Origin of the sequence: Flavobacterium sp. ACAM 123 (genome assembly GCF_000264055.1) — a bacterium.
Lineage (GTDB): Bacteria > Bacteroidota > Bacteroidia > Flavobacteriales > Flavobacteriaceae > Flavobacterium.
Genome location: NZ_AJXL01000060.1, coordinates 1 through 21,585 on the forward strand (window position 1 = coordinate 1; position 21,585 = coordinate 21,585).

Sequence of the window (21,585 nt, forward strand, 5' to 3'; positions counted from 1 at the left end):
ATGTATTGATGTTGAAACTCTCTGGGAACTTTTGTGTTTAGTTGGTATTGTGAGTAAAGTTTATATAGTTCCTTAAAGTTGTTCTGCATATTTTTCAGATAACTTCCCCATTGGGCATCTGTCATGTTTTCAGTATTGACATTAGGGAGTGTTGAGCAGCTCAATAATATACGGTATATTTCGGCATGTATCATTTCGTGAATGAATACAAGTGATGAAATTATTTTTGGGAACTTCATAATATTACCGGGTAGACTCGGGTCGTTATTGATGATTATTTTAATCAAATTATTTTCTGGAGTTAGCGTTATCGCTTGTGCTTTCCAATGCTTCTCGACTTGATTAATTTTAAACGTATCATCAACTCTAAAATTTAAATTGGTAATAGAAAAATTATTATCAAATTTTTGTAAATAGACTTGAAAAGCAGGGGCTTTACCTAGTTGTGTATAAACACCATATAAATTGGTATTGTCTTTTAACGATTTGTCAATAATTACTCTGTATGCAAGATCGACTTCGCTACTAGTCATATAACCATTGATTGCTTCCAGTGCAAAAGCCTTAGCTTCATCTGAAGGGGAGAGGATTAAGAATGTTGTTAATTCTTTTTTATTTGAATCATTTCTAGGACTGTCCCACCATAGTTTTTGGTCAGTATTTAAAAGTTGTTCAAATTTAAATACTTCATAATCGGCATTAGCGCCACCACCACCAATGCCATCAGAACCATTAACAAATTCTTTAGGTAAAGGCGCGCTGTTGTCGTAGCCACTTTCGGTAGGAACACAACTACCGGATATTCCAATATATTCATAGTAGGCATCATTTGTTCCCTTTCCGCAATCCTCTTCGGGAGTGTGATTGCCTCCATTGGTGCAAAGATGTACAATGTACGTGATAGTTGTTGTGCAGTATTCTGCCATCTTTCCTAACGCTGTATTATTTTTTTGAAATTGACCTTTTACGAATCTACTATCTAATCTTATTTTCAGGTTAGTATCAAGCATTTGAATCTTACCAGTAAAGTTTTCTTGATCAAGTAAAATGCTAGGAGCATCGGGTATGTATTTAACAAATGCTGCCTTCTGTACGTTATCTCTATCTGTTATGATGTAATACATAAAATAGGGCTTGCTTTTTGAATAGCGGTTTAATAATAAAAGGTAGGTAGTGTATTCATCACCCTTGACTATTTTAGTGAAATATACATTTGTCTTTTCGGTACTCTTACGGAGCGTATTTACGGAATAATTGGTCTTAAAAGTTTCCGTTTGGTGTAGTATTATGGGGTTCTTAATGACCGAAAGTACATTTTCGAGGCTTACTTTCTCCGAAGTAATATAGTTTTTTTTATTCGCATTACTATCTAGTACAGTTTCTTCTGTGCTATATGATTGCATAAAACAAGTTATAAAAGCTAATAGCGCTAGAAGGTTTTTTAGCTGATGGTAAGGGGTTTGTTTGTTTGTTTGTTTGTTTTCATTTTTTTTTGGTTCAGTTAATATTTATAAAAATAGAAAACATTTTTATAAGTTACAGTACCCACTTTTAGTGATATTTACAAAAAACAAAAACCCCGTCCTGTTACAATAACAAAACGGGTTTAAAATATGCGTTGAAAGGGAATTATACCTTCATAATTTCGGCATCTTTACTAACTAGAAGCTCGTCTACCTTTCTGATGTAACTATTAGTAAGGTTTTGAACTTCGTCTTCGGCACTTTTACAAATGTCTTCTGATGTTCCGTCTTTTTCTAATTTTTTGATCTCAGTATTAGCATCTTTACGAGCGTTTCTGATTCCTACTTTTGCGTCTTCTGCTTCTACTTTTGCTTGTTTTCCAAGATCGCGTCTTCTTTCTTCTGTTAATGGCGGAACGCTGATAATGATCAGGTCACCATTGTTCATTGGATTAAATCCAATGTTTGCCACCATGATTGCTTTTTCGATCGCATGCAGCATGTTTCTTTCAAAGGGCTGAAGCGTGATGGTTCTCGCATCAGGAACACTTAGTTTTGCTACTTGCGAAAGCGGTGTAGCTGAGCCGTAATAATCCACAAAAACACTTCCTAGCATCGCTGGAGATGCTTTTCCTGCACGAATGTTTAGGAACTCTTTTTCTAAATGGGCAATAGAACCGATCATCGATTCTTCAGTGCTATCTAATATAAATTCAATTTCTTCAGTCATTGTTTCCAATTTTTAAGTCCCACTTCGGGGATTAAGGGGATTATATATTTACTACTGTTCCTATGTTTTTTCCTTCGCAGATTTTTAATAAATTACCTTGCTTGTTCATGTCAAAAATAACGATCGGCAATTTATTTTCTTGGCTCAATGTAAATGCCGTAGAATCCATTACGTTCAGTCCTTTTTTGATTACATCGTCAAAAGAAATAAAATCAAATTTGACAGCGTCTGCATTTTTTTCAGGATCGCAATCGTAGACTCCGTCCACCCGTGTTCCTTTTAGAATTACATCAGCATGAATTTCTACACCACGCAAAACGGCTGCTGTGTCCGTAGTAAAATAAGGGTTTCCGGTTCCGGCTCCAAAAATTACGATCCTCCCTTTCTCAAGGTGGCGTACCGCTCTTCTTTTGATATAAGGTTCAGCTATTGCCTCGATTTTTAACGCGGTTTGTAAACGGGTAAGCATTCCTTTGTCTTCTAACGCACCTTGCAAGGCCATTCCGTTGATAACTGTGGCTAGCATTCCCATGTAGTCTCCTTGTACACGATCCATTCCATTACTGGCTCCAGCAACTCCCCTAAAAATATTTCCACCGCCTATAACAATGGCAATTTCGATTCCTTTATCGTGAATTTTTTTGATTTCTTCGGCATATTCAGCTAATCTTACTGGGTCAATACCGTATTGTCTGTCGCCCATTAAAGCTTCACCACTTAATTTAAGAAGAATTCTTTTATATTTCATGTGTATGTTGAGTTGTTTGCTGCAAATATAGTGATATTCTTTTTTTGGAAATACTATCGCTTAATTTTTATAAATTTAGTTTTTCAAAGGAGCTCTTAGCCGCTTCGTAGCCAATTTTAAAAATAACATCCATTTTTGCTTTGTTCATCTCAAAGGTGCTGTATATACTCAATTCTGTTGGTTCGATTAGCCATTCGCAGATATTAAATTTTTGCGTATTGGTATTGGCAGAAAGAATATCAAAAGCTCTCGTAGTCACTGCTCTGATGGAATTTAAATCTTTGGCTTCTATTTTTTGGATCGGACTGACATAAACGCCGATAATATTGTCACATTGACCTTGTAATATATCGGTTGGGAAATGGTTTAAAATCCCACCATCGCTATACGGCTCACCATTGATTTCATAGGGCGATATAATTCCGGGAAAAGCCGAAGAAGCTAAAAGAGCATCACTAATTTTTGTTTCTGCTTCAAATATTTTTAAGCGTCCCCTAACCATATCTGTTGCCGTAATCTGTGTAGGGATTTTTAATTCACCTATCAGTGCGTCTTCAAAAATAGCTTGAAAATAGAGTCTAAAGGATTCAGAATCGACCAAGCCTGCTTTTTTAAAAGTGAAATGCCTCCACTGAAAAAGATAAACCGACTTGAAAAATTCTAAAATCTCATCAGGGGTCTTTCCCCAAGAATACATCGCGCCTACGATTGCACCAGCGCTTGTTCCAGCAATCCGAGTAGGGCGAATGTTTTGCTCTTCTAAAAATTTGATGGCACCTGCATGGGCTATCCCTTTTGAGCCTCCCCCAGAAAGGACAAGTCCAATTGATTTTGAATTTAAATCCATTTTCCTTTTTTGTTGGTATCAAAATTACTCTTTTTGCTTGGCTGAAAGTGGTTTTGTCCTCTTTAAAACAATTAATTTGTATTAACTTCACCTAAATAAAGAAAAATTATGAAAAAATGGATTGCAAAAGCATTGTTCAATAGCCATTCGTATTTCGAATACAGAAAATTAATTACAGACCTATTAAAGGAGGAAAAATCTACGGGTAATGAACAATCCACCGCATTGACTAATTATAGTCTTTTAAATGAAACCCGGATGAACTGTTTAGAGAAAACATCAAAAATACCGCAAGAGAATGCCCAGGCGTTGAAATCTTTGAGACACGAATACATTTGGATAGTTATTTCTGAGGGATGGTGTGGTGATGCGGCACAAGTACTTCCTGTTTTTGATAAAATGGTTGCCGAGTCTGACGGTAAAATAGATATGAAAATTGTTCTGCGTGATGAAAATGAAGAATTAATGAATTTATTTCTAACCAATAAAGACAAATCAATTCCAAAACTTATTGTCATCAATAAACAAACGGGCGGTGCATTAGCACATTGGGGACCAAGACCTAAAGGAGCCGCTGATTTAATAGGCAACTATAAAAAAGCACATGGTGCTCTTGACGAAACGGCAAAAACTGATTTGCAATTGTGGTACTTTCACGACAAAGGATTGACCACTCAAAGTGAGGTAATCGATATGATGCTTGACTTGGACAAGGAAGAAGAATAATTATATTTTAGAAGCTGATTAAGGAAATCCCTAAACTTATATTTCCTGCATCTCTTTGATTGTTAATAGGGATAGCGAAATGGTTTAGGTCGATAAAAAGTAAAATGTCATCGCCATTTTGTAAACCAAGACTAATTTTTTGATAATCTCCGCTTAGGTTACTGCGACCTAATGCAATTGCTTTTCCAACCCCTAGTTGAAGTGTAATTCTCGTTTCTTCCCCTATTTTTGGGCTGAATCTAAAATTAGCAAAAACAGGGGCAACAACTAATTTGTTTGACCAATCCCAGTTTAAACCGCTATGGATTCCTAATGCAACCCATTTCTTATAATGGAGGCCATAACCGAATTTTGTTCCCAAACCGTCCGGAATGAGCCACGGTTCTTTTATGTTAGTATGCTGGTCAACGTTCCCGCGTTTAGGATTTCCGGTAAACGCTAAGGTAACGTCAAATTGAGCGTAAGTAATTTTTTTATCTTGTGCAAAAAGACTCCCGCAAAATAAGAGAGCAACTAGTAGCGTTCTTAGAAAATTCAAAATAGGGTTATTTTGATTCTAAATTATCTTCGAATACAACAACATCCACCGCTTCTGTTACATCATAATCCCCGATTTTTGTACGGCGCAATGCTGTTAAGTGAGATCCGGAATTCATGGCACGTCCAAAATCAAAAGCTAAAGAACGGATATAAGTGCCTTTGCTGCAAAGCACTCTGAAATCAATTTCAGGAAGTGCTATTCTGGTGATTTCAAATTCGTGAATCGTGGTTTTTCTGGTAGCGATTTCTACAGTTTTGCCTGCGCGTGCATGCTCATATAGTCTAACGCCTTCTTTTTTTATAGCAGAAAAAATAGGTGGTTTTTGGTCTATTTCACCTAAAAATTGTTTTACGGTTTCCTTTATTAAGGCTTCGTCTATGTGTGAAGTAGGGAATGTATTGTCTATTTCAGTTTCTAAATCGTAGGAAGGAGTTGTGGCTCCAATGAAAAAAGTTCCAGTGTATTCTTTAGCCTGACCTTGAAGTTCTGTAATCCGTTTGGTGAACTTTCCGGTACAAACTAAAAGTAAACCAGTAGCCAAAGGGTCTAAAGTTCCAGCATGACCAATTTTAAATTTTTTTGGAAGTCCCAGTTTGTTGATCAGGGCATATTTTAATTTATTTACCGCCTGAAAGGATGTCCAATTCAAAGGTTTGTCAATCAATAAAATTTGTCCGTTTAAGTAGTCTTCATCTGTCATTAAATGATAGTCAGAGGGTGAATGAAAAAATGAATAATCAGTAAAATGATTCCGGCAGCAATGCGGTAATACCCGAAAACTTTAAAACCTTTTTTACTCAAAAATCCGATAAAACTTTTGATGGCCAAAAGCGCCACGATAAAAGCGATGACATTACCAATAATCAATAAATTGATTTGGTCGTGAGTCAATACAAAACCATCTTTGTAGTAGTCATAACATTTTTTTGCAGTTGCACCAAACATGGTAGGCACGGCAAGAAAAAATGAAAATTCAGCTGCCGATGTACGGGCTAGTTTCTGGGACATTCCACCCACAATGCTTGCGCCACTTCTAGAAACTCCTGGAACCATTGCTAAACATTGGTACAATCCAATTTTAAAGGCTTTTAGGTAGGTGACTTTGGTGTCCTCTGAATGATTAAACCAATCGTCTACTTTTAATAAAACGATACCACCAAGTAAAAGAGAAACGGCAACGGTAACTGGGCTTTCTAGTAGTTCATCTATCAGATCACTGAACAATAATCCTAAAACTACTGCGGGAATAAAAGCAACAAATAATTTAAAATAGAAGTCCCAAGTCTGAAAGAAACGTTTGAAATATAAAACTACAACCGAGAGAATTGCTCCTAGTTGAATTACAATGGTGAAAAGTTTTGTAAAATCATCACTGGCAATCCCAAAAAAGGAAGAAGCGATAATCATATGTCCAGTGGAAGAAACAGGTAAAAATTCAGTAATCCCTTCAATGATAGCAAGGATGATAGCTTGTAATGTGTTCATTTATGCTTTCTTTGGATTTTTTAATATGGCATATACGGTTATTCCGAAACCAATTAAAACAGTTGTTGGAGCGAGGCGAATCCTTCTAAAGTTAAAAATAGCATCGCTATAGACATTAGGATCATCACTTCCTCCACCAGACATTAAGATAAATCCGAGCGCAATTACTCCAATACCAATCAGTAGAATTATATAATTTATTTTTCCAAAAAGAAAATCTTGTTGTGGGCCTTGTTCTTTCATTTATGCTTTTTTACTTTTTAAATTCTGAGATCAAAAATACTTAACTTACCTACCTGCAGGTCAATTTTTTTTATATTAATACAAATCGTCAGTTCTCAAATTCAAGAATTTTTGTGTGGCAAAATGAGTGCTTAACCACGTAATCAGAATACCGATTCCTAAAACGGCTAATAAAACACCTGCAATAAGAATTTTGTTATCAAGAATTCCTAAGTCAGGAAAGCTGGTCTCGACATAAAGTAACAGACCAATCAAAGCGATAATAGCTAAGCCAGCGCCTAACATGCCCAGTTTTACACTACGCATAACAAATGGTTTTCTGATAAATGATTTTGTTGCACCCACCATTTGCATGGTTTTAATGATAAATCGGTTGGAGTGAATTGACAGTCGTAACGAACTGTTAATTAATAAAACAGCTATAAAAGCAAGGAATCCGCTGATTATTAAAATCCACATACTCACTTTTTTAATATTATCGTTAACTAAATTTACTAATTGCTTGTCATATACAATATCTGCTATCATAGGGTTTGTTCGCAATTGTTTTTCAATTTTAGCGATGGAATCCTTCTCGACATAGTCTGCTTTTAAGTGAATATCGTACGAGTTTTGTAATGGATTTTCGCCTAAAAACGTCATGAAATCTTCTCCTATTATATCAGTGTGTTGTTTTGCAGCCTGTTCCTTAGTTACATAATCCGTAGACTTCGCATATGGAGCTATTTTTAATTTGCCACCAAAAGCTTTTAAAATACTATCGTTCGCTTCATTTTTGAAAAACACCGTCATAGCAATTTTTTCCTTAAAGTCGTCTGCTAATTTTTTGGAGTTAATAATAAAAAGACCCAATACTCCCAATAAGAATAATACTAAGAATACACTTAGAACAACCGAAAAATAAGAGGAAATTAGCCTGCGTTTTTGAAACCTATCAAATGAAGAACTCATAGTTTACTTAAATTATGGGGTAAAAATAATAAAGAATTTCTTTATTTGAAGTTAATAACGTTCAAAGTTTCGACTTTCGTACAATAAACGTAAATTTGCCACCTAAAAAGACGCATCGGGATAAACTTTGCAGCTTGTAGACAATGACTTGAGCTTAAGCGACAGTAGGTCTCTATTAATATAAAAACAGAAAGAGGGAACGACTTGAGCATAAACGACAGTAGGTCTCCATTAATATAAAAACAGAAAGAGGGAATGACTTGAGCTTAAGCGACAGCATGACTCCATTAATATAAAAATAGAAAGAGGGAATGAAATATAATCCGAACGAGATAGAAGCCAAATGGCAAAAATATTGGGCAGAAAATCAAACATTTGCCGCTGTAAATAACTCCGAAAAACCAAAGCATTATGTGTTAGATATGTTTCCTTATCCTTCAGGTGCAGGGCTGCATGTAGGACATCCGCTAGGATATATTGCCTCTGATGTATATGCAAGATACAAAAGACACCAAGGATTTAATGTTTTACACCCGATGGGTTATGACAGTTTTGGCTTACCAGCGGAACAATATGCTATTCAAACAGGGCAACGTCCGGAAGATACCACTTCAGTAAATATTGATGGTGGTTATGATAAGGAGGGAAATAAAATTGCCGGATATAGAAAGCAATTGGACAAAATTGGATTTTCTTTTGATTGGAGTAGGGAAGTGCGTACTTCTAATCCGGATTATTACAAGCACACGCAATGGATTTTTATCCAATTATTTAATTCGTGGTACAACAAAGACAGCGATAAGGCCGAAGATGTTTCTACTTTGATTTCAATTTTCGAAAAAGAGGGAAATACTACCGTTAATGCAGTTTGTGATGACAAAATAGCGCCTTTTACGTCAAGTGAATGGGGAAATTTCGACAAAGAACAACAAGAAAAAATTCTTTTACAATACCGATTAACCTATTTGGCAGAGACTGAAGTGAACTGGTGTCCTGGATTAGGGACGGTTTTGGCAAATGACGAAATTGTAAACGGAGTTTCGGAACGTGGCGGATTCCCTGTAATTCGTAAAAAAATGACACAATGGAGCATGCGTATTTCAGCTTATGCGGAACGTTTGTTACAAGGGTTAAATGATATCGACTGGAGCGAAAGCATCAAAGAAAGTCAAAGAAACTGGATTGGGAAATCAGTTGGGGCGATGGTAACGTTCCCGATCTTACACGTAGGTGCTGGGAAAGAGAATGTGGAATCTGAAAATTCAGATTTGTCGGCTAAAACAGCGGAAGAAACGAGAAGCGCCCCAACAGAAGTAGAGGAGTTTTTATGGCTCAACTTAAAGTCAAGAGCGCTAGACTATAAGTTTAGCCTGCAGTACTTAATCGCTGATCATGGTGTCGATTTTGTATGTCTTTCTAAAAAACTAATAATTGAAGTTGTCGACGAAACCTATGAAAATCAAGTTAAAGTTAGTACGGAACGAACGAAAATTTTAAGTGAAAAGGGATTCAAAGTGATTCGTTTCAAGAATGAAGAAATTTTAAGGAATTTAGCGGGTGTTTTAGATACCATAACAATAGAACTAGACAATATAGCACTTCCCAGTATAGAGGTTAGAGGGATTGATGTTTTCACGACTAGACCTGATACTATTTTTGGGGTAACATTTATGACACTAGCGCCAGAACATCCTTTGGTTCAGGAAATCACCACTGCTGAATGTTTAGATAAAGTAAATGCTTATATTTTAGCTTCATCTAAGCGTTCTGAAAGAGAACGTATGGCTGATGTGAAAACCATTTCGGGTGTATTTACTGGTGCTTATGCTGAACATCCATTTACTAAAGAAGCGATTCCAGTTTGGATAGGGGACTATGTATTGGCAGGGTATGGAACAGGAGCAGTTATGGCGGTTCCTTGCGGTGACGAGCGTGATTATGCTTTTGCTAATTTCTTCAAAGGACAAAGCGGAATGCCAGCAATCAAAAACATTTTTGATAAAGATATTTCTGAAGCTGCGTTTGGAGCCAAAGACGGTTTCAAACTAGTAGATTCTGATTTCTTAGACGGATTAGGATATAAAGAAGGAGCGTATAAGGCTATCGAAGCCTTAGAAAAATTAAATCAAGGAAAAGGGAAAACGAATTACCGTTTGCGTGATGCTGTTTTCTCTCGCCAAAGATATTGGGGAGAACCGTTCCCGGTATATTATGTGAATGGCTTGCCGCAAATGATTGATACCGCACATTTACCAATTATTCTACCGGAAGTAGAAAAGTATTTACCTACAGAAGATGGTTTGCCGCCTTTAGGAAATGCCGAAGTTTGGGCTTGGGATACCAATAAAAAAGAAGTGGTGAATACTGATTTAGTTGACCATGTGACTGTTTTTCCTTTGGAATTGAACACCATGCCAGGTTGGGCAGGAAGTTCGTTTTACTGGATGCGTTATATGGATCCAAAAAATGAAACCGAATTTGCCAGCCAAGACGCTTTGGCTTATTGGGAAAGTGTTGATTTATATATCGGTGGTAATGAACATGCTACCGGTCACTTACTGTATTCTCGTTTTTGGAATAAATTTCTTAAAGACAAAGGCTTTGCACCAACTGAAGAGCCGTTTAAGAAATTAATTAACCAAGGGATGATTTTAGGGGAAAGTGCTTTTGTTTTTATTGTTTTGCTGCGAGCTAGAGCAAAAGTAAGTGATTCTTTTTTAACTGGTTCAATTTTAGATGCTGATAAAGAAAAAGTTACGGAGGGAATCAAAGCATCTACATCTCTAGTAATAAGCGAAGATATATTTAATAGTATAAAATTAAATGGTCATCATCTCTTAGTTGATGAATGGATCAAAAATAATAATGGACTAAAGAATTTTAAAATTCAATATTCTGCCGAAAATGCGATCAAAACAAGTGTCGATATTTCTTTGCTAATTGGAAATTCTAATGTGATAGATGAAGATAAGCTTAGAAATTGGATGCCTCAATATAAAGATATTGCCTTTTTAGAAGAAGAAGATTATGTTGTAAAAAGAGAAGTAGAAAAAATGTCTAAATCCAAATACAATGTAGTCACTCCGGATGCTATTTGTGAGGAATATGGAGCAGATACTTTGCGTTTGTACGAAATGTTCTTGGGGCCACTGGAACAAGCAAAACCATGGAATACGGCAGGGATTTCAGGTGTTTTTGGATTCTTGAAAAAACTTTGTCGTTTGTATTTTGATGAGCATAATTTGATTGTTACTGATGATGTACCAACAAAAGACAATCTAAAAACCTTGCATAAAACGATTAAAAAAGTGGCAGATGATATTGAGAATTTCTCTTTCAATACTTCGGTTTCACAATTTATGATTTGTGTCAATGAATTGACTGCTCAGGGCTGTCATTCTCGTGCTATTCTACAACCATTGGCTATTGTTATTTCGCCATATGCACCACATATTGCTGAAGAATTATGGTCGTTATTAGGAAATAAAGGTTCTATTGCGATGGTGGCTTTTCCTGCTTTCGAACCCAAACATTTAATAGAAAGTAGTAAAGAATATCCAGTTTCGTTTAACGGAAAAATGCGTTTCACTATCGAATTGCCTTTGGACTTAACTAAAGATCAAATCGAGGAGATTATCATGAAAGACGGAAGAACAATAAAACAACTAGAGGGTAGAACACCAAATAAAGTGATTATCGTATCTGGTAAGATCATTAATTTGGTAGGTTAAAGTTATAAGTAACCAATTTTTAAAAATCCAAATTCCAATTGCTGGGGTTTGGATTTTTTTTGCGTAAATGGTTTTTGTTGTGATGTTGGAATTTTCAGGGAAATTTGTTTTTTTAAACACATAGAATCATAGAAAAGTGGATTGTGTAAAGTCATTTTATTCTTCATAGAATTTCATTGAGCTATGTTAAAAAGTGATCTTTCTAAAAGAGTGTAAAGACTCTTGAAACCTATGATTCTATGTGTTTCATTTTTTGTGCATAAATGGTTTTTGTATTGGAATTTTATTTTGATGATGTCAAATTGACATTCGAAAAAATTGGTTCAGAATTTGTATTGTACTTGGTAACTTTAAACAAGAAGTAAACATAAAAACAAAATAGATGGGAATGAGTTATTTAATTCTTGCCGGAGCAATTATGCTGGCGAGTTGGGCAGTAAGTTCAAGGCTGAAAAGTAAATTTGAACATTATTCTAAGATGCAGTTGCAAAATGGTATGAGCGGTGCTGAAATCGCTGAGAAAATGCTGGCTGATAATGGAATTCACGATGTGCGCGTGATTTCGGTAGCTGGACAATTGACGGATCATTATAATCCGGTTAATAAAACAGTGAATCTAAGCGAGGCTGTTTACAATCAAAGGAACGCTGCTTCGGCGGCTGTGGCAGCACATGAATGTGGACATGCGATACAGCATGCCGTGGGCTATCAATGGTTAACTATGCGTTCTAAATTGGTTCCATTTGTAAATGTAGCATCTTCGTACATGCAATGGGTTCTAATAGGTGGAATTTTATTGATGAATAGTTTTCCGCAGTTGTTGCTTATTGGAATTGTGCTTTTTGCCGCAACAACAATCTTTTCATTAGTCACTTTGCCAGTTGAGTATGATGCCAGTCATCGTGCTTTGGCTTGGTTAGAGAATAAAAAGATGCTTACACCTCAAGAACATGACGGGGCCAAAGACGCGCTGACATGGGCTGCGAGAACTTATGTGGTAGCAGCTTTGGGTTCTATCGCTACGTTGCTCTATTATGTTTCCATCTATATGGGAGGCGGTAGTAGAAGAAATTAAGCAATTAGAAAATGGCCTAATTTGATAATTCCTTCTGTAGGGATAGCAGCCGTCTCGTTTTATAAATGAGACGGCTTTTTTAATCATCTCAATCCAGACGAATGTATGTTTTAGCCCATATCGAGATGGTATAATGCCGATGTAATATAAATATAGAAGAATGTAATTGGACTGTATTGTGTATCTAAATCGGCATTGTTTTTTAATTCCCGTATTATCTCTTTAAAGTTGTATCTGTCTATTTATCTGTTGGTCTAAAGAAATGAAGGTCTCCGTTCTGGAAACGCCTTCTATTATTTGAATTTTAGTATTCAGTAAATTCATTAAGTGCTGGTTGTCTCTACATATAATTTTAATCAAGATGGACCAGTTTCCGGTGGTGTAGTGGCACTCTAAAACTTCGGGGATTTTCTTTAGTTCTTTTACTGCTTCTAAATTTCGTGCTGCTTTGTCTAAGTAGACTCCAACAAAGGCCATAGTGTTATAACCAAGGACTTTGTGGTTTACTACAAATTTTGATCCTGAGATTACCCCGGACACTTCCAGTTTTCGCAACCTTTGATGAATGGCCGCTCCTGAAATGCCTATCTTATTTGCGATTTGAAGGATTGGTTTGCGGGCATCTTCCATCAAGAATCTTAAAATTTCTTTGTCGATTCCATCTATTTCCACTACCATCGAGTTTATTTTCATAGCTTTTATTTTAGAACTAAAACTAGTGTGTTTAGTTGTAATTGAAAACCAAATTTAAACAAAAACAAGTAATAATGTGATAGCTTTGCCTTACTTAGTGATATAATTACAATTTTTAATACGGGATTAATAGAATTGAGGCAGATCGTGGTGCTTTTTTTAAAAGGCAGCTGGGAGTTGATTTTTTGGAGACTAGACATAAAAAAACCATCTGTAGAACAGATGGTTTTTAGTAGCTTTTATTTGAAGTCGAGTCAGTACTTATTTTCCCTTATTCGCTTCAAGAATATATTTTTCTAAGGCCATTGTCATCGAAGGAGCATTTGGCGATGGCGCGAGTATGTCGACTCTTAAACCATTGTCCAAAGCTTCCTTTTGAGTGGTGCTTCCAAAAACAGCTATTCTGGTATTGTTTTGTTCAAACTCCGGAAAGTTTTTAAACAAGGACTTAATTCCAGTGGGGCTAAAGAAAGCCAGCACGTCATAATACACATCTGCTAAATCAGAGAGGTCGCTCATAACTGTTTTATAAAAAACAGCTGGAGTCCAATCTACTTTTAGTCCATTAAGTGTTGTTGTTGCATCGGCATTTAACTGGTCTGATGCTGGTAAAAGAAATTTCTCGTCTTTATATTTTTTTATCAAAGGAGATAAGTCTGCAAAATCCTTAGGTCCTACATAAATTTTACGTTTTCTGTAAACAACGTATTTCTGTAAATAAAACGCCACTGCTTCTGATTGACAAAAATATTTCATTCCTTCTGGTACCTTGAAACGCATCTCTTCGGCAACTCTAAAAAAATGATCAACGGAATTTCTACTTGTTAAAATAATTGCAGTGTAATGATTGAGATCGATTTTTTGAAGTCTAATCTCTTTGGCATTGACTCCTTCTACATGTATAAAAGGCCTGAAATCAATTTTAACTTTATGCTTCTGTTGGAGTTCAAAGTAAGGAGAATTCTCTACTTTAGGCTCGGGCTGTGACACCAAAATTGTTTTCACTTTCATATCTTAACTTTTTCTAAGGGCCCCCTTTTTTAAACATAAAAAACATAAAAAAATAGGGAGCTATTTCGAGAGCGCAAAGATATAAAATAAAATAAAACATCTTACTGAATATTAGATGTTGATATTTTTTTATTGAAATCAAATAGGTTATAACATTGATTAACAATACTATAGATATGATTATTAATAGAGTATTTCTTGATATTGTGTCGTAATAAAACAATATAATGTTGATAGGTAGGATAAATAACCCAATATAAGTTCTGTAAGTAACCTTTTGAAGGTTAAATTGTTCCATAAATTCCTCAATATGGAATGCCGTAGCGATAATTTTCTCTATTAGATACTTCGATAAAACAAAGAATATCAAAAAAGTAATAATTTGAATATAAAGTATTAAGTCCGTTTTTTGAGCCAAACCCAAAAAAAACTGAGGGAAAGCTGTATGAAAAAGGCAAACGAAATTACTTGTACAAAAAACAGCGAAATGGTAAAGCTGCCTTTCAAATGACTTCCGTCACGATACAATTTAGCATACTTGTCTGAAAAGATCAAATTCATAAAATCGCCAAATCGATTTTCATAAACGGATTTAGTAAGTGCGACAATAGCAAATGCCAAGACAAATAAAAGGGTTGCCCAATCTTTGCTTTCTATTATTCGTGGATGAAGTAGGTGTTCAATCATAGCGGGACAAAATTACTAATTTTTCTATCAATCTTTTTATTATAATTTTATTATGAATCAAATGCCATAAAAACGTTACTTTTGCGATGAAATTAAAAGAAATATGAATGACTGTATTGTTATAATTCCTACCTATAACGAAATTGAAAATATAGAAAGTATAATTAGATCGGTGCTTTCTCAACACAAGCCATTTCATATTCTTATTGTTGACGACAATTCTCCAGATCATACCGCAGATAGAGTCAGGTTACTTCAAACGGAATTTGAAGGTCGTTTATTTTTAGAAAATAGAGAAAAGAAATCGGGATTAGGAACAGCTTACGTTCATGGTTTCAGATGGGCATTAGAAAATAAATATGATTTTATTTTCGAAATGGATGCTGATTTTTCCCATAATCCGAACGACCTTGAAAAGTTATACAATGCCTGTCATTTTGGGAATGCTGATTTAGCTATCGGTTCAAGGTATGTTACAGGGGTAAATGTGGTCAATTGGCCTTTGAACAGGGTATTGATGTCTTATTTTGCATCGGTATATGTTCGAATTATTACTGGGATGAAAATTCACGATGCAACCGCTGGTTTTATCTGTTATAAAAGAGAGGTGCTGGAAGGGATTGACCTTAATAAAATAAAGTTTGTGGGTTATGCGTTTCAGATTGAAATGAAATACAGAACCTTTTGTAAAAAATTCAATATTGTCGAAGTTCCAATAATTTTTACAGACAGAACAAAAGGAGAATCAAAAATGAGTAATTCAATAATCGTTGAAGCTGTTTTTGGAGTAATTTCTCTACGATTAAAAAAATTAGTTAATAGTTTATAATAAAAAGTACAATGAATAGTGTTTTAATTAAGAATGCCAAAATAGTAAATGAAGGGGTGATTTTTGAAGGCGATGTTTTAATTGAAAATGACTTGATTGTTGAAATTTCAGAAAGCATAAGCGCCAAGTCATCTCAATGTATAATCATAGATGCAGAAGGCAATTATTTGATGCCTGGTGCTATCGATGACCAAGTTCATTTTAGAGAGCCGGGTCTTACCCATAAAGGGGATATAGAGTCTGAGTCCAGAGCGGCAGTTGCCGGAGGGATTACTTCTTTTATCGAGCAGCCTAACACGGTGCCAAATGCGGTTACTCAAGAAATTTTAGAACAAAAATACCAGCTAGCCGCTGAGAAATCGTATGCGAATTATTCGTTTATGATGGGGGCAACTAATGATAATCTGGAAGAAGTTCTAAAGACCAATCCGAAAAATGTCGCTGGAATTAAAATATTCTTGGGTTCTTCGACGGGTAATATGCTCGTTGACAATGAAGCTACTTTAGAAAAGATCTTTTCGAGTACATCCATGCTTATTGCCGTGCATTGCGAAGATGAAACGACTATAAAAAACAATTTAGAAAAATATAAGGAAGAGTATGGCGAGGATGTGCCCGTGACGGTACATCACCTTATTCGGAGTGAGGAGGCTTGTTATATTTCCTCTTCAAAAGCGATAGCGCTAGCCAAAAAGACCGGTGCCCGTTTGCATGTTTTTCATTTGTCAACTGCTAAAGAAATGGATTTGTTCACGAACAAAATTCCATTAGAACAAAAGAAAATTACTGCCGAAGTTTGTATCCATCATTTGTGGTTTACTAATGATGATTATGCTACTAAAGGAAATCTAATAAAATGGAATCCTGCAGTAAAGACAGTAAATGATCGAAAAGTACTTTGGGAAGCTTTACTGGATGGAAGAATCGACGTGATCGCATCAGACCATGCACCACATACCTTAGAAGAGAAAAAACAACCCTATCTACAAGCGCCTGCTGGAGGGCCATTAGTTCAACATGCTGTAGTGGCGATGTTTGAATCTTTTCATCAGGGTAAAATCAGTATTGAGAAAATTGTGGAGAAAATGTGCCATAATCCGGCGCAGATTTTCAAAATAGAAAAACGTGGTTTTATTAAAGAGGGGTATTATGCCGATTTAGTAATCGTTAATTCTGGTTTGCCTTGGAGTGTAAAGAAAGAGAATATATTTGCTAAATGCGGATGGTCTCCATTTGAAGGATTCACATTCAAATCCAGAATCACGCATACTTTTGTAAATGGGCAACTTGTTTATAATGCATTTAAAGTAAAAAATATCCGTCCAGGAAAAAGACTCTTGTTTGATCGAGAATAGACAAAATAGATGAAAAAAACAACTTTTGTCTTTTTGCCATTTTAATCGGGTTTATCAGCTGCAAAGAAGATGCGGTCGATAAGCCTATTGATCTTATCGACAAAGACAAGATGATAGATGTAATGTATGATTTGTCGATTTTAGATGCTATAAAATATCAAAATCCCACATCATTAGAGACTTATAAAATTAATCCATCTCAGTACATTTTTAAAAAGTATAAGGTGGACAGTGCTCAATTTGCGCAAAGCAATATCTATTATGCTTCTAATTATAGGGACTATAAAGAGATGTATGATGAGCTCATCAAACGGATCGAATCAAAAAAAATAGTCTTGGATTCATTGGTCATGAGGGAGGACAAAAAGAAAGCAAAGTTACAAGCCGATTCTCTAAAACGAATCAAGGTTACACCCATAAAAGAAGATTCTTTACTATTGAGAAAATCGAAGCTGATAAAAAAAAGGAAAGATACTTTAGCAATTCAATAAGTTGTACCAAAAGAATTCATATTTCGTCGATATTATGGATTTTACAAGTTTGAAATTTCCTTAATGTACTGATGGACATCCAGGAAATCCGTATTCAATGCTGTTTTGATTTTTTTAGTCGAGTATTCTTGTTTAGAATAAGATGCTGTAGCGGTAGCGCGTGTGAGCTGTCTTTTTCTGCGGAAAATATTCGCTAAAACCCAATCCATTCTCCAGGCGATTTCCATTGCGTATGGTTTTATGTGACGTGTAGGTCTTTTTACTTTCAATGCGTCAGCAATAGTATATAGTATATCGCGAAATAATATGTTTTGCCCAATTAGGACATAACGTTCGTTTCGTATCTCGCTTTTCATTAATTGAACCGCCATTCGTGCCACATCACTAACCGCGATGAATGCTGCCGTTCCTAGAGTGTAATACCGTAACCCGTCGGCAACTTTCTTAAATAATAGGCCGCTGCCCTGATCTTGAAAACCGGGCCCAATAATAATTCCGGGATTTACAATTATGACATCTAATCCTTCCTGCTGACCTCGCCAGATTTCCATTTCGGCGCCATATTTAGAAATAGCATAATCACTATGCGGTTTTTCTGGATTCCACTCGACTTCTTCCGTAATAATGGTTTCATTACCTGCTAAATCGCCCAATGCTGCTGTCGAACTGATGTAACATAATTTTTTTACTCCTTTGGCGAGACAAAAATTCACAATGTTTGCCGTGCCTTCAATGTTGGTTTTACGCATTAGATCTTCGTCCTTTGGGTCAAATGAAATTAGGGCAGCACTATGGTACACGTAATCAATTCCTTCAAAAGCATGTTCTAATGTAGGGACATCAATAATATCACCGGGAACCCATTCTATTGCAGCAAATAAGGATGATTTGTCATAAAGTTGAAACAGGGACTTTGTTTTTTCTATAGTTTCCGAATTTCGATAAATCGCACGTATTTTTTCGACCCCGAGACTTTCGGATTCTATTAAATACAGCAATAAATGCGCTCCCACTAAACCAGTTCCTCCTGTTACTAAAATCATTTTGTAAAGGTAATATGATTGTTGGATTTTTAGACCGATTGATTTTCAAATTATGCAATTAAAACTATCTTTGTGAAAATTGATTTTTAGAAAATGAAAAATATTATTTCCGAATTACAGTGGCGCGGATTGGTTCACGACATCATGCCTGGAACCGAAGAACAACTTTTAAAAGAAATGACTACCACTTATATAGGATTTGATCCTACATCTGATTCTTTGCATATTGGGAGTTTAGTTCCTATTGTGCTTTTGGTACACTTAAAAAACTTTGGACATAAACCCATAGCTTTAGTAGGTGGTGCTACAGGAATGATTGGTGATCCTTCTGGAAAGTCAGATGAAAGAAACCTTCTTGATGAAGCGACTTTAAATCATAATGTAGAAGGAATTAAAGGAGTATTATCGCGTTTCTTAGATTTTAATTCAGACGAAGTAAATGCACCCGTTTTAGTAAATAATTACGACTGGATGAAAGGGTTGTCTTTCATCAACTTTGCCCGTGATGTGGGTAAGCGTATCACTGTAAATTATATGATGGCTAAGGATTCTGTAAAGAAAAGGTTAGCAGGCGAAGGAGAAGGAATGTCTTTTACGGAGTTTACGTACCAATTAATTCAAGGATACGATTTTTATCATTTACACAAAGAATACAACTGTTTGTTGCAAATGGGTGGTTCAGACCAATGGGGAAATATTACTACGGGAACTGAATTAGTGCGTAGAATGAACGTAGGGGAAGAAGCCAAAGCGTATGCAATGACTTGCCCTTTGATTACAAAAGCGGATGGTTCTAAATTTGGTAAATCCGAAGGTGGAAATGTGTGGTTAACATCTGACAAAACTTCGGTATATAAATTTTACCAGTTTTGGTTGAATACCACCGATGTTGATGCTGAAAAGTATATCAAGATATTTACCTTTTTGGATAAGGAAACAATAGAGACTTTGATTGAAGAGCATAAAACAGCTCCGCATTTAAGAGTGTTGCAGCGCAAATTAGCCGAAGAATTGACTGTTTTTGTTCATTCTAAAGAAGGACTGGAAAAAGCGATCAAGGCTTCTAATATTCTTTTTGGAAATGCTACAGCCGATGATTTGAAAGAATTAGATGAAGCTACTTTCTTAGAAGTTTTTGACGGAGTTCCTCAGGCGGAAATTTTAAGAAGCGAAATGGAATCAGGAGTTGATATAATTGCTCTTTTGAATGAAAAAACAGGGTTTTTTAAATCGAATGGAGAAGCCAGACGTGCGCTGACTGCGAATTCAATTTCGGTTAATAAAGAAAAAGTAAAAGAAGATTTTGTTCTTTCTTCCAAAGATTTAATCAATGATCAGTTTGCGTTGTTGCAGAGTGGTAAGAAAAATTATTTTGTGGTAAGAGTAGTTTAATTGGTTAAAAGGGTAATTGGAATCATTAATTAAACCAGTTACCAGATCATCTTTAAAGTACCATTAAATTACACCCTCGAATATCAGAATTATCAAAACGTCCCAATACCTCAAAAGAGTTGTTGGGATTTTTTTTGCCTAGGTCTTGCGTAGCAATAAAAGAACAGGAATTAATATTAGCTAGGTCAATTACATTGATTCCACCTGTTTTTCCTTGCGGAATATAGGTCAGTGCATCTTCAGTATCACGAATGAGGACCTGTATCCAAGAAGGGCATTCAAATACGCCTTCGCCCAAGGAATAGGCTTGTGAGAGCAATTCAGTCATGCCGTATTCAGAGTGAATGGCTGCTACGCCAAAGCCTTCACAAAGTTGCTCGTGTAGTTCTTCCCGAATCATTTCTTTGCGTCTGCCTTTCATACCGCCCGTTTCCATAATAACAGTGTTTCGCAGTTGAAACTGATGTTTCTCGATGAGGTCCAATAGAGCAAAAGTAACTCCAATCAGAATTACATTTTGACCGGACTGGTCTAATTCGGTTAATGTTTTTATGAGTTCCTCATGATTGTACAAATAAAATCCGCTTTCGTCATGATTGGACAATTGAATCAAATCTTCGACCATATAAATCAAGGAAGATCCTTCTCTTTCCAGATACGAAGGTAGTAAAGCCAAGACCACATAGTCTTCGATATTCCCATAGAACTGAGAAAATCCTTTTTGGTAACTTTCTTCATAAATGGAAGTATCTGTTACCAGGTGTTTACTTGTTATTGTTCCGGTTGTTCCGCTGCTTGTAAATGTATCTTGAACGGGGTTAGTATTAGAGACCACCGCATGACTTTTGAAAAACTGGATGGGTAAAAACGGAATCTGTTGGAGTGTTTTGACTTTTTGGGGCTCCACTTTCATGAGATCACAAAATTCTCTGTACACCAAGTTGTTTTCGTGCTGGTAACGAAATACCTTTAAGGCAGTTTTTTCAAATTGCTTTTGACTGGAAATGGCAAATATATCAGTAAATGGGATCAAGAATTGTTTTTTGTAAAGGTATAAATTTTAAAACCTCTTTTAGATATTAAAAGACATTCCAATTTGGATTAAAAAAAGCTCCAATTGAGGTTGGAGCTTTTTAAGTTATTTTTTGAAGGTAAATTTTACCTTACAATAAGTTTTCTGGTTGCTGTTGCGTTATCTTCATTAATCTTAATAATATAAACGCCGGGATTTAGACTTGAGACATTTAGTTCCTTTGAACTAATTAAAGTTTGTAGTACTTTTTTCCCTAAAAGATCAAAAATGATTATTTCTTTATTTGAATCGTTTTTTGTGGAAATATAAACTTTTCCGCTACTCACGGGGTTCGGATACAAGTTTAAACCTTCAATTACGGAGGTTTCTTGTAGTCTTGGTTGTTGCTTTGTATCCTGAGCACTAATACCCATGGTAAAGAAAAAAACCAATAATATTGCACTATAAAAGTAATTTTTTGTCCATTGTCTTGATTTTGTATAGTAAATATCGAAAAAAATACAATAACTGT

Annotated in this window: 21 protein-coding genes and 1 pseudogene; 7 read left to right on the top strand and 15 right to left on the bottom strand. The window is 35.7% G+C overall.

Annotated features, from left to right (window positions below; all coding sequences use genetic code 11):
* The 4 genes from A3SG_RS19745 to A3SG_RS0111575 all read right to left on the bottom strand — a co-directional run.
* A partial coding sequence (locus tag A3SG_RS19745) for a hypothetical protein (RefSeq protein WP_035663926.1) occupies nt 1-1,403 on the bottom strand: 1,403 nt, incomplete at its 3' end.
* A gap of 226 nt (nt 1,404-1,629) precedes the next feature.
* Nucleotides 1,630-2,193, bottom strand: a complete 564-nt coding sequence (gene frr / locus A3SG_RS0111565) for a ribosome recycling factor (RefSeq protein WP_016990179.1) — start codon at nt 2,191-2,193, stop codon at nt 1,630-1,632.
* A gap of 40 nt (nt 2,194-2,233) precedes the next feature.
* Nucleotides 2,234-2,941 (bottom strand): UMP kinase, encoded by a 708-nt coding sequence (gene pyrH / locus A3SG_RS0111570; RefSeq protein WP_016990180.1) that lies wholly within the window; start codon nt 2,939-2,941, stop codon nt 2,234-2,236.
* A gap of 67 nt (nt 2,942-3,008) precedes the next feature.
* The gene (locus tag A3SG_RS0111575) at nt 3,009-3,788 is read right to left on the bottom strand and encodes a patatin-like phospholipase family protein (RefSeq protein ID WP_016990181.1); all 780 of its coding nucleotides are present in this window, start codon (nt 3,786-3,788) and stop codon (nt 3,009-3,011) included.
* Nucleotides 3,789-3,896: 108 nt separating this feature from the next.
* Between A3SG_RS0111575 and A3SG_RS0111580 the strand changes: the two genes are divergently transcribed.
* A complete protein-coding gene (locus A3SG_RS0111580; RefSeq protein ID WP_016990182.1) occupies nt 3,897-4,514 on the top strand; it encodes a thioredoxin family protein in 618 nt (205 codons plus the stop codon).
* A gap of 7 nt (nt 4,515-4,521) precedes the next feature.
* Here the strand turns inward: A3SG_RS0111580 and A3SG_RS0111585 are convergent, their stop codons facing one another.
* From A3SG_RS0111585 to A3SG_RS0111605, 5 genes are all read right to left on the bottom strand, one after another.
* Nucleotides 4,522-5,052 carry a hypothetical protein gene (locus tag A3SG_RS0111585; RefSeq protein WP_016990183.1) on the bottom strand — a complete coding sequence of 177 codons (531 nt, stop codon included), beginning with the start codon at nt 5,050-5,052 and terminating at the stop codon, nt 4,522-4,524.
* Between the two features lie 7 nt (nt 5,053-5,059).
* A complete protein-coding gene (truB, locus tag A3SG_RS0111590) occupies nt 5,060-5,755 on the bottom strand; it encodes a tRNA pseudouridine(55) synthase TruB (RefSeq protein ID WP_016990184.1) in 696 nt (231 codons plus the stop codon).
* A complete protein-coding gene (locus A3SG_RS0111595) occupies nt 5,755-6,540 on the bottom strand; it encodes an undecaprenyl-diphosphate phosphatase (protein ID WP_016990185.1) in 786 nt (261 codons plus the stop codon). Before A3SG_RS0111595 ends, truB begins: the two co-directional genes overlap by 1 nt.
* Nucleotides 6,541-6,783, bottom strand: a complete 243-nt coding sequence (locus A3SG_RS0111600) for a DUF3098 domain-containing protein (protein WP_016990186.1) — start codon at nt 6,781-6,783, stop codon at nt 6,541-6,543. It lies immediately after the preceding gene.
* Nucleotides 6,784-6,858: 75 nt separating this feature from the next.
* A complete protein-coding gene (locus tag A3SG_RS0111605) occupies nt 6,859-7,734 on the bottom strand; it encodes a cell division protein FtsX (protein ID WP_029596767.1) in 876 nt (291 codons plus the stop codon).
* A gap of 311 nt (nt 7,735-8,045) precedes the next feature.
* Between A3SG_RS0111605 and A3SG_RS0111610 the strand changes: the two genes are divergently transcribed.
* Nucleotides 8,046-11,465 (top strand): leucine--tRNA ligase, encoded by a 3,420-nt coding sequence (locus A3SG_RS0111610; RefSeq protein ID WP_016990188.1) that lies wholly within the window; start codon nt 8,046-8,048, stop codon nt 11,463-11,465.
* A 382-nt stretch (nt 11,466-11,847) separates the two neighbouring features.
* Nucleotides 11,848-12,540 (top strand): zinc metallopeptidase, encoded by a 693-nt coding sequence (locus tag A3SG_RS0111625; RefSeq protein ID WP_016990191.1) that lies wholly within the window; start codon nt 11,848-11,850, stop codon nt 12,538-12,540.
* A 222-nt stretch (nt 12,541-12,762) separates the two neighbouring features.
* Here the strand turns inward: A3SG_RS0111625 and A3SG_RS0111630 are convergent, their stop codons facing one another.
* The 3 genes and pseudogenes from A3SG_RS0111630 to A3SG_RS23140 all read right to left on the bottom strand — a co-directional run bounded on the left by A3SG_RS0111630 (nt 12,763) and on the right by A3SG_RS23140 (nt 14,931).
* Complete coding sequence (locus A3SG_RS0111630) at nt 12,763-13,233, bottom strand: Lrp/AsnC family transcriptional regulator (protein ID WP_029596769.1); 471 nt, start codon at nt 13,231-13,233, stop codon at nt 12,763-12,765.
* 261 nt (nt 13,234-13,494) lie between these two features.
* A complete protein-coding gene (locus A3SG_RS0111635; RefSeq protein WP_016990193.1) occupies nt 13,495-14,244 on the bottom strand; it encodes a uroporphyrinogen-III synthase in 750 nt (249 codons plus the stop codon).
* A gap of 13 nt (nt 14,245-14,257) precedes the next feature.
* Nucleotides 14,258-14,931, bottom strand: a pseudogene (locus A3SG_RS23140) (DUF4271 domain-containing protein).
* Between the two features lie 103 nt (nt 14,932-15,034).
* Between A3SG_RS23140 and A3SG_RS0111645 the strand changes: the two are divergent.
* From A3SG_RS0111645 to A3SG_RS0111655, 3 genes are all read left to right on the top strand, one after another.
* Nucleotides 15,035-15,760, top strand: coding sequence for a polyprenol monophosphomannose synthase (locus A3SG_RS0111645; protein WP_016990194.1), 726 nt, complete (start codon nt 15,035-15,037; stop codon nt 15,758-15,760).
* An 11-nt stretch (nt 15,761-15,771) separates the two neighbouring features.
* Nucleotides 15,772-17,115, top strand: coding sequence for a dihydroorotase (locus tag A3SG_RS0111650; RefSeq protein WP_016990195.1), 1,344 nt, complete (start codon nt 15,772-15,774; stop codon nt 17,113-17,115).
* Nucleotides 17,116-17,210: 95 nt separating this feature from the next.
* Entirely contained in the window at nt 17,211-17,606 is a 396-nt protein-coding gene (locus A3SG_RS0111655; RefSeq protein WP_255347705.1) for a DUF4296 domain-containing protein, read from the top strand.
* A gap of 41 nt (nt 17,607-17,647) precedes the next feature.
* Here A3SG_RS0111655 and A3SG_RS0111660 read toward each other — a convergent pair whose 3' ends face one another.
* Nucleotides 17,648-18,649: an NAD-dependent epimerase/dehydratase family protein gene (locus tag A3SG_RS0111660; protein ID WP_016990197.1), complete on the bottom strand. Its 1,002-nt coding sequence runs from the start codon at nt 18,647-18,649 to the stop codon at nt 17,648-17,650.
* Nucleotides 18,650-18,742: 93 nt separating this feature from the next.
* On the opposite strand from A3SG_RS0111660, the gene tyrS reads away from it, so the two are divergent.
* Complete coding sequence (gene tyrS / locus A3SG_RS0111665) at nt 18,743-20,041, top strand: tyrosine--tRNA ligase (protein WP_016990198.1); 1,299 nt, start codon at nt 18,743-18,745, stop codon at nt 20,039-20,041.
* Between the two features lie 52 nt (nt 20,042-20,093).
* On the opposite strand, the gene A3SG_RS0111670 is transcribed toward tyrS, so the two are convergent.
* Together A3SG_RS0111670 and A3SG_RS0111675 are read right to left on the bottom strand one after the other, a co-directional pair.
* Nucleotides 20,094-21,074 (bottom strand): acyltransferase, encoded by a 981-nt coding sequence (locus tag A3SG_RS0111670; RefSeq protein WP_016990199.1) that lies wholly within the window; start codon nt 21,072-21,074, stop codon nt 20,094-20,096.
* A 125-nt stretch (nt 21,075-21,199) separates the two neighbouring features.
* A complete protein-coding gene (locus tag A3SG_RS0111675) occupies nt 21,200-21,487 on the bottom strand; it encodes a T9SS type A sorting domain-containing protein (protein WP_050979833.1) in 288 nt (95 codons plus the stop codon).
* Between the last annotated feature and the right edge of the window lie 98 nt (nt 21,488-21,585).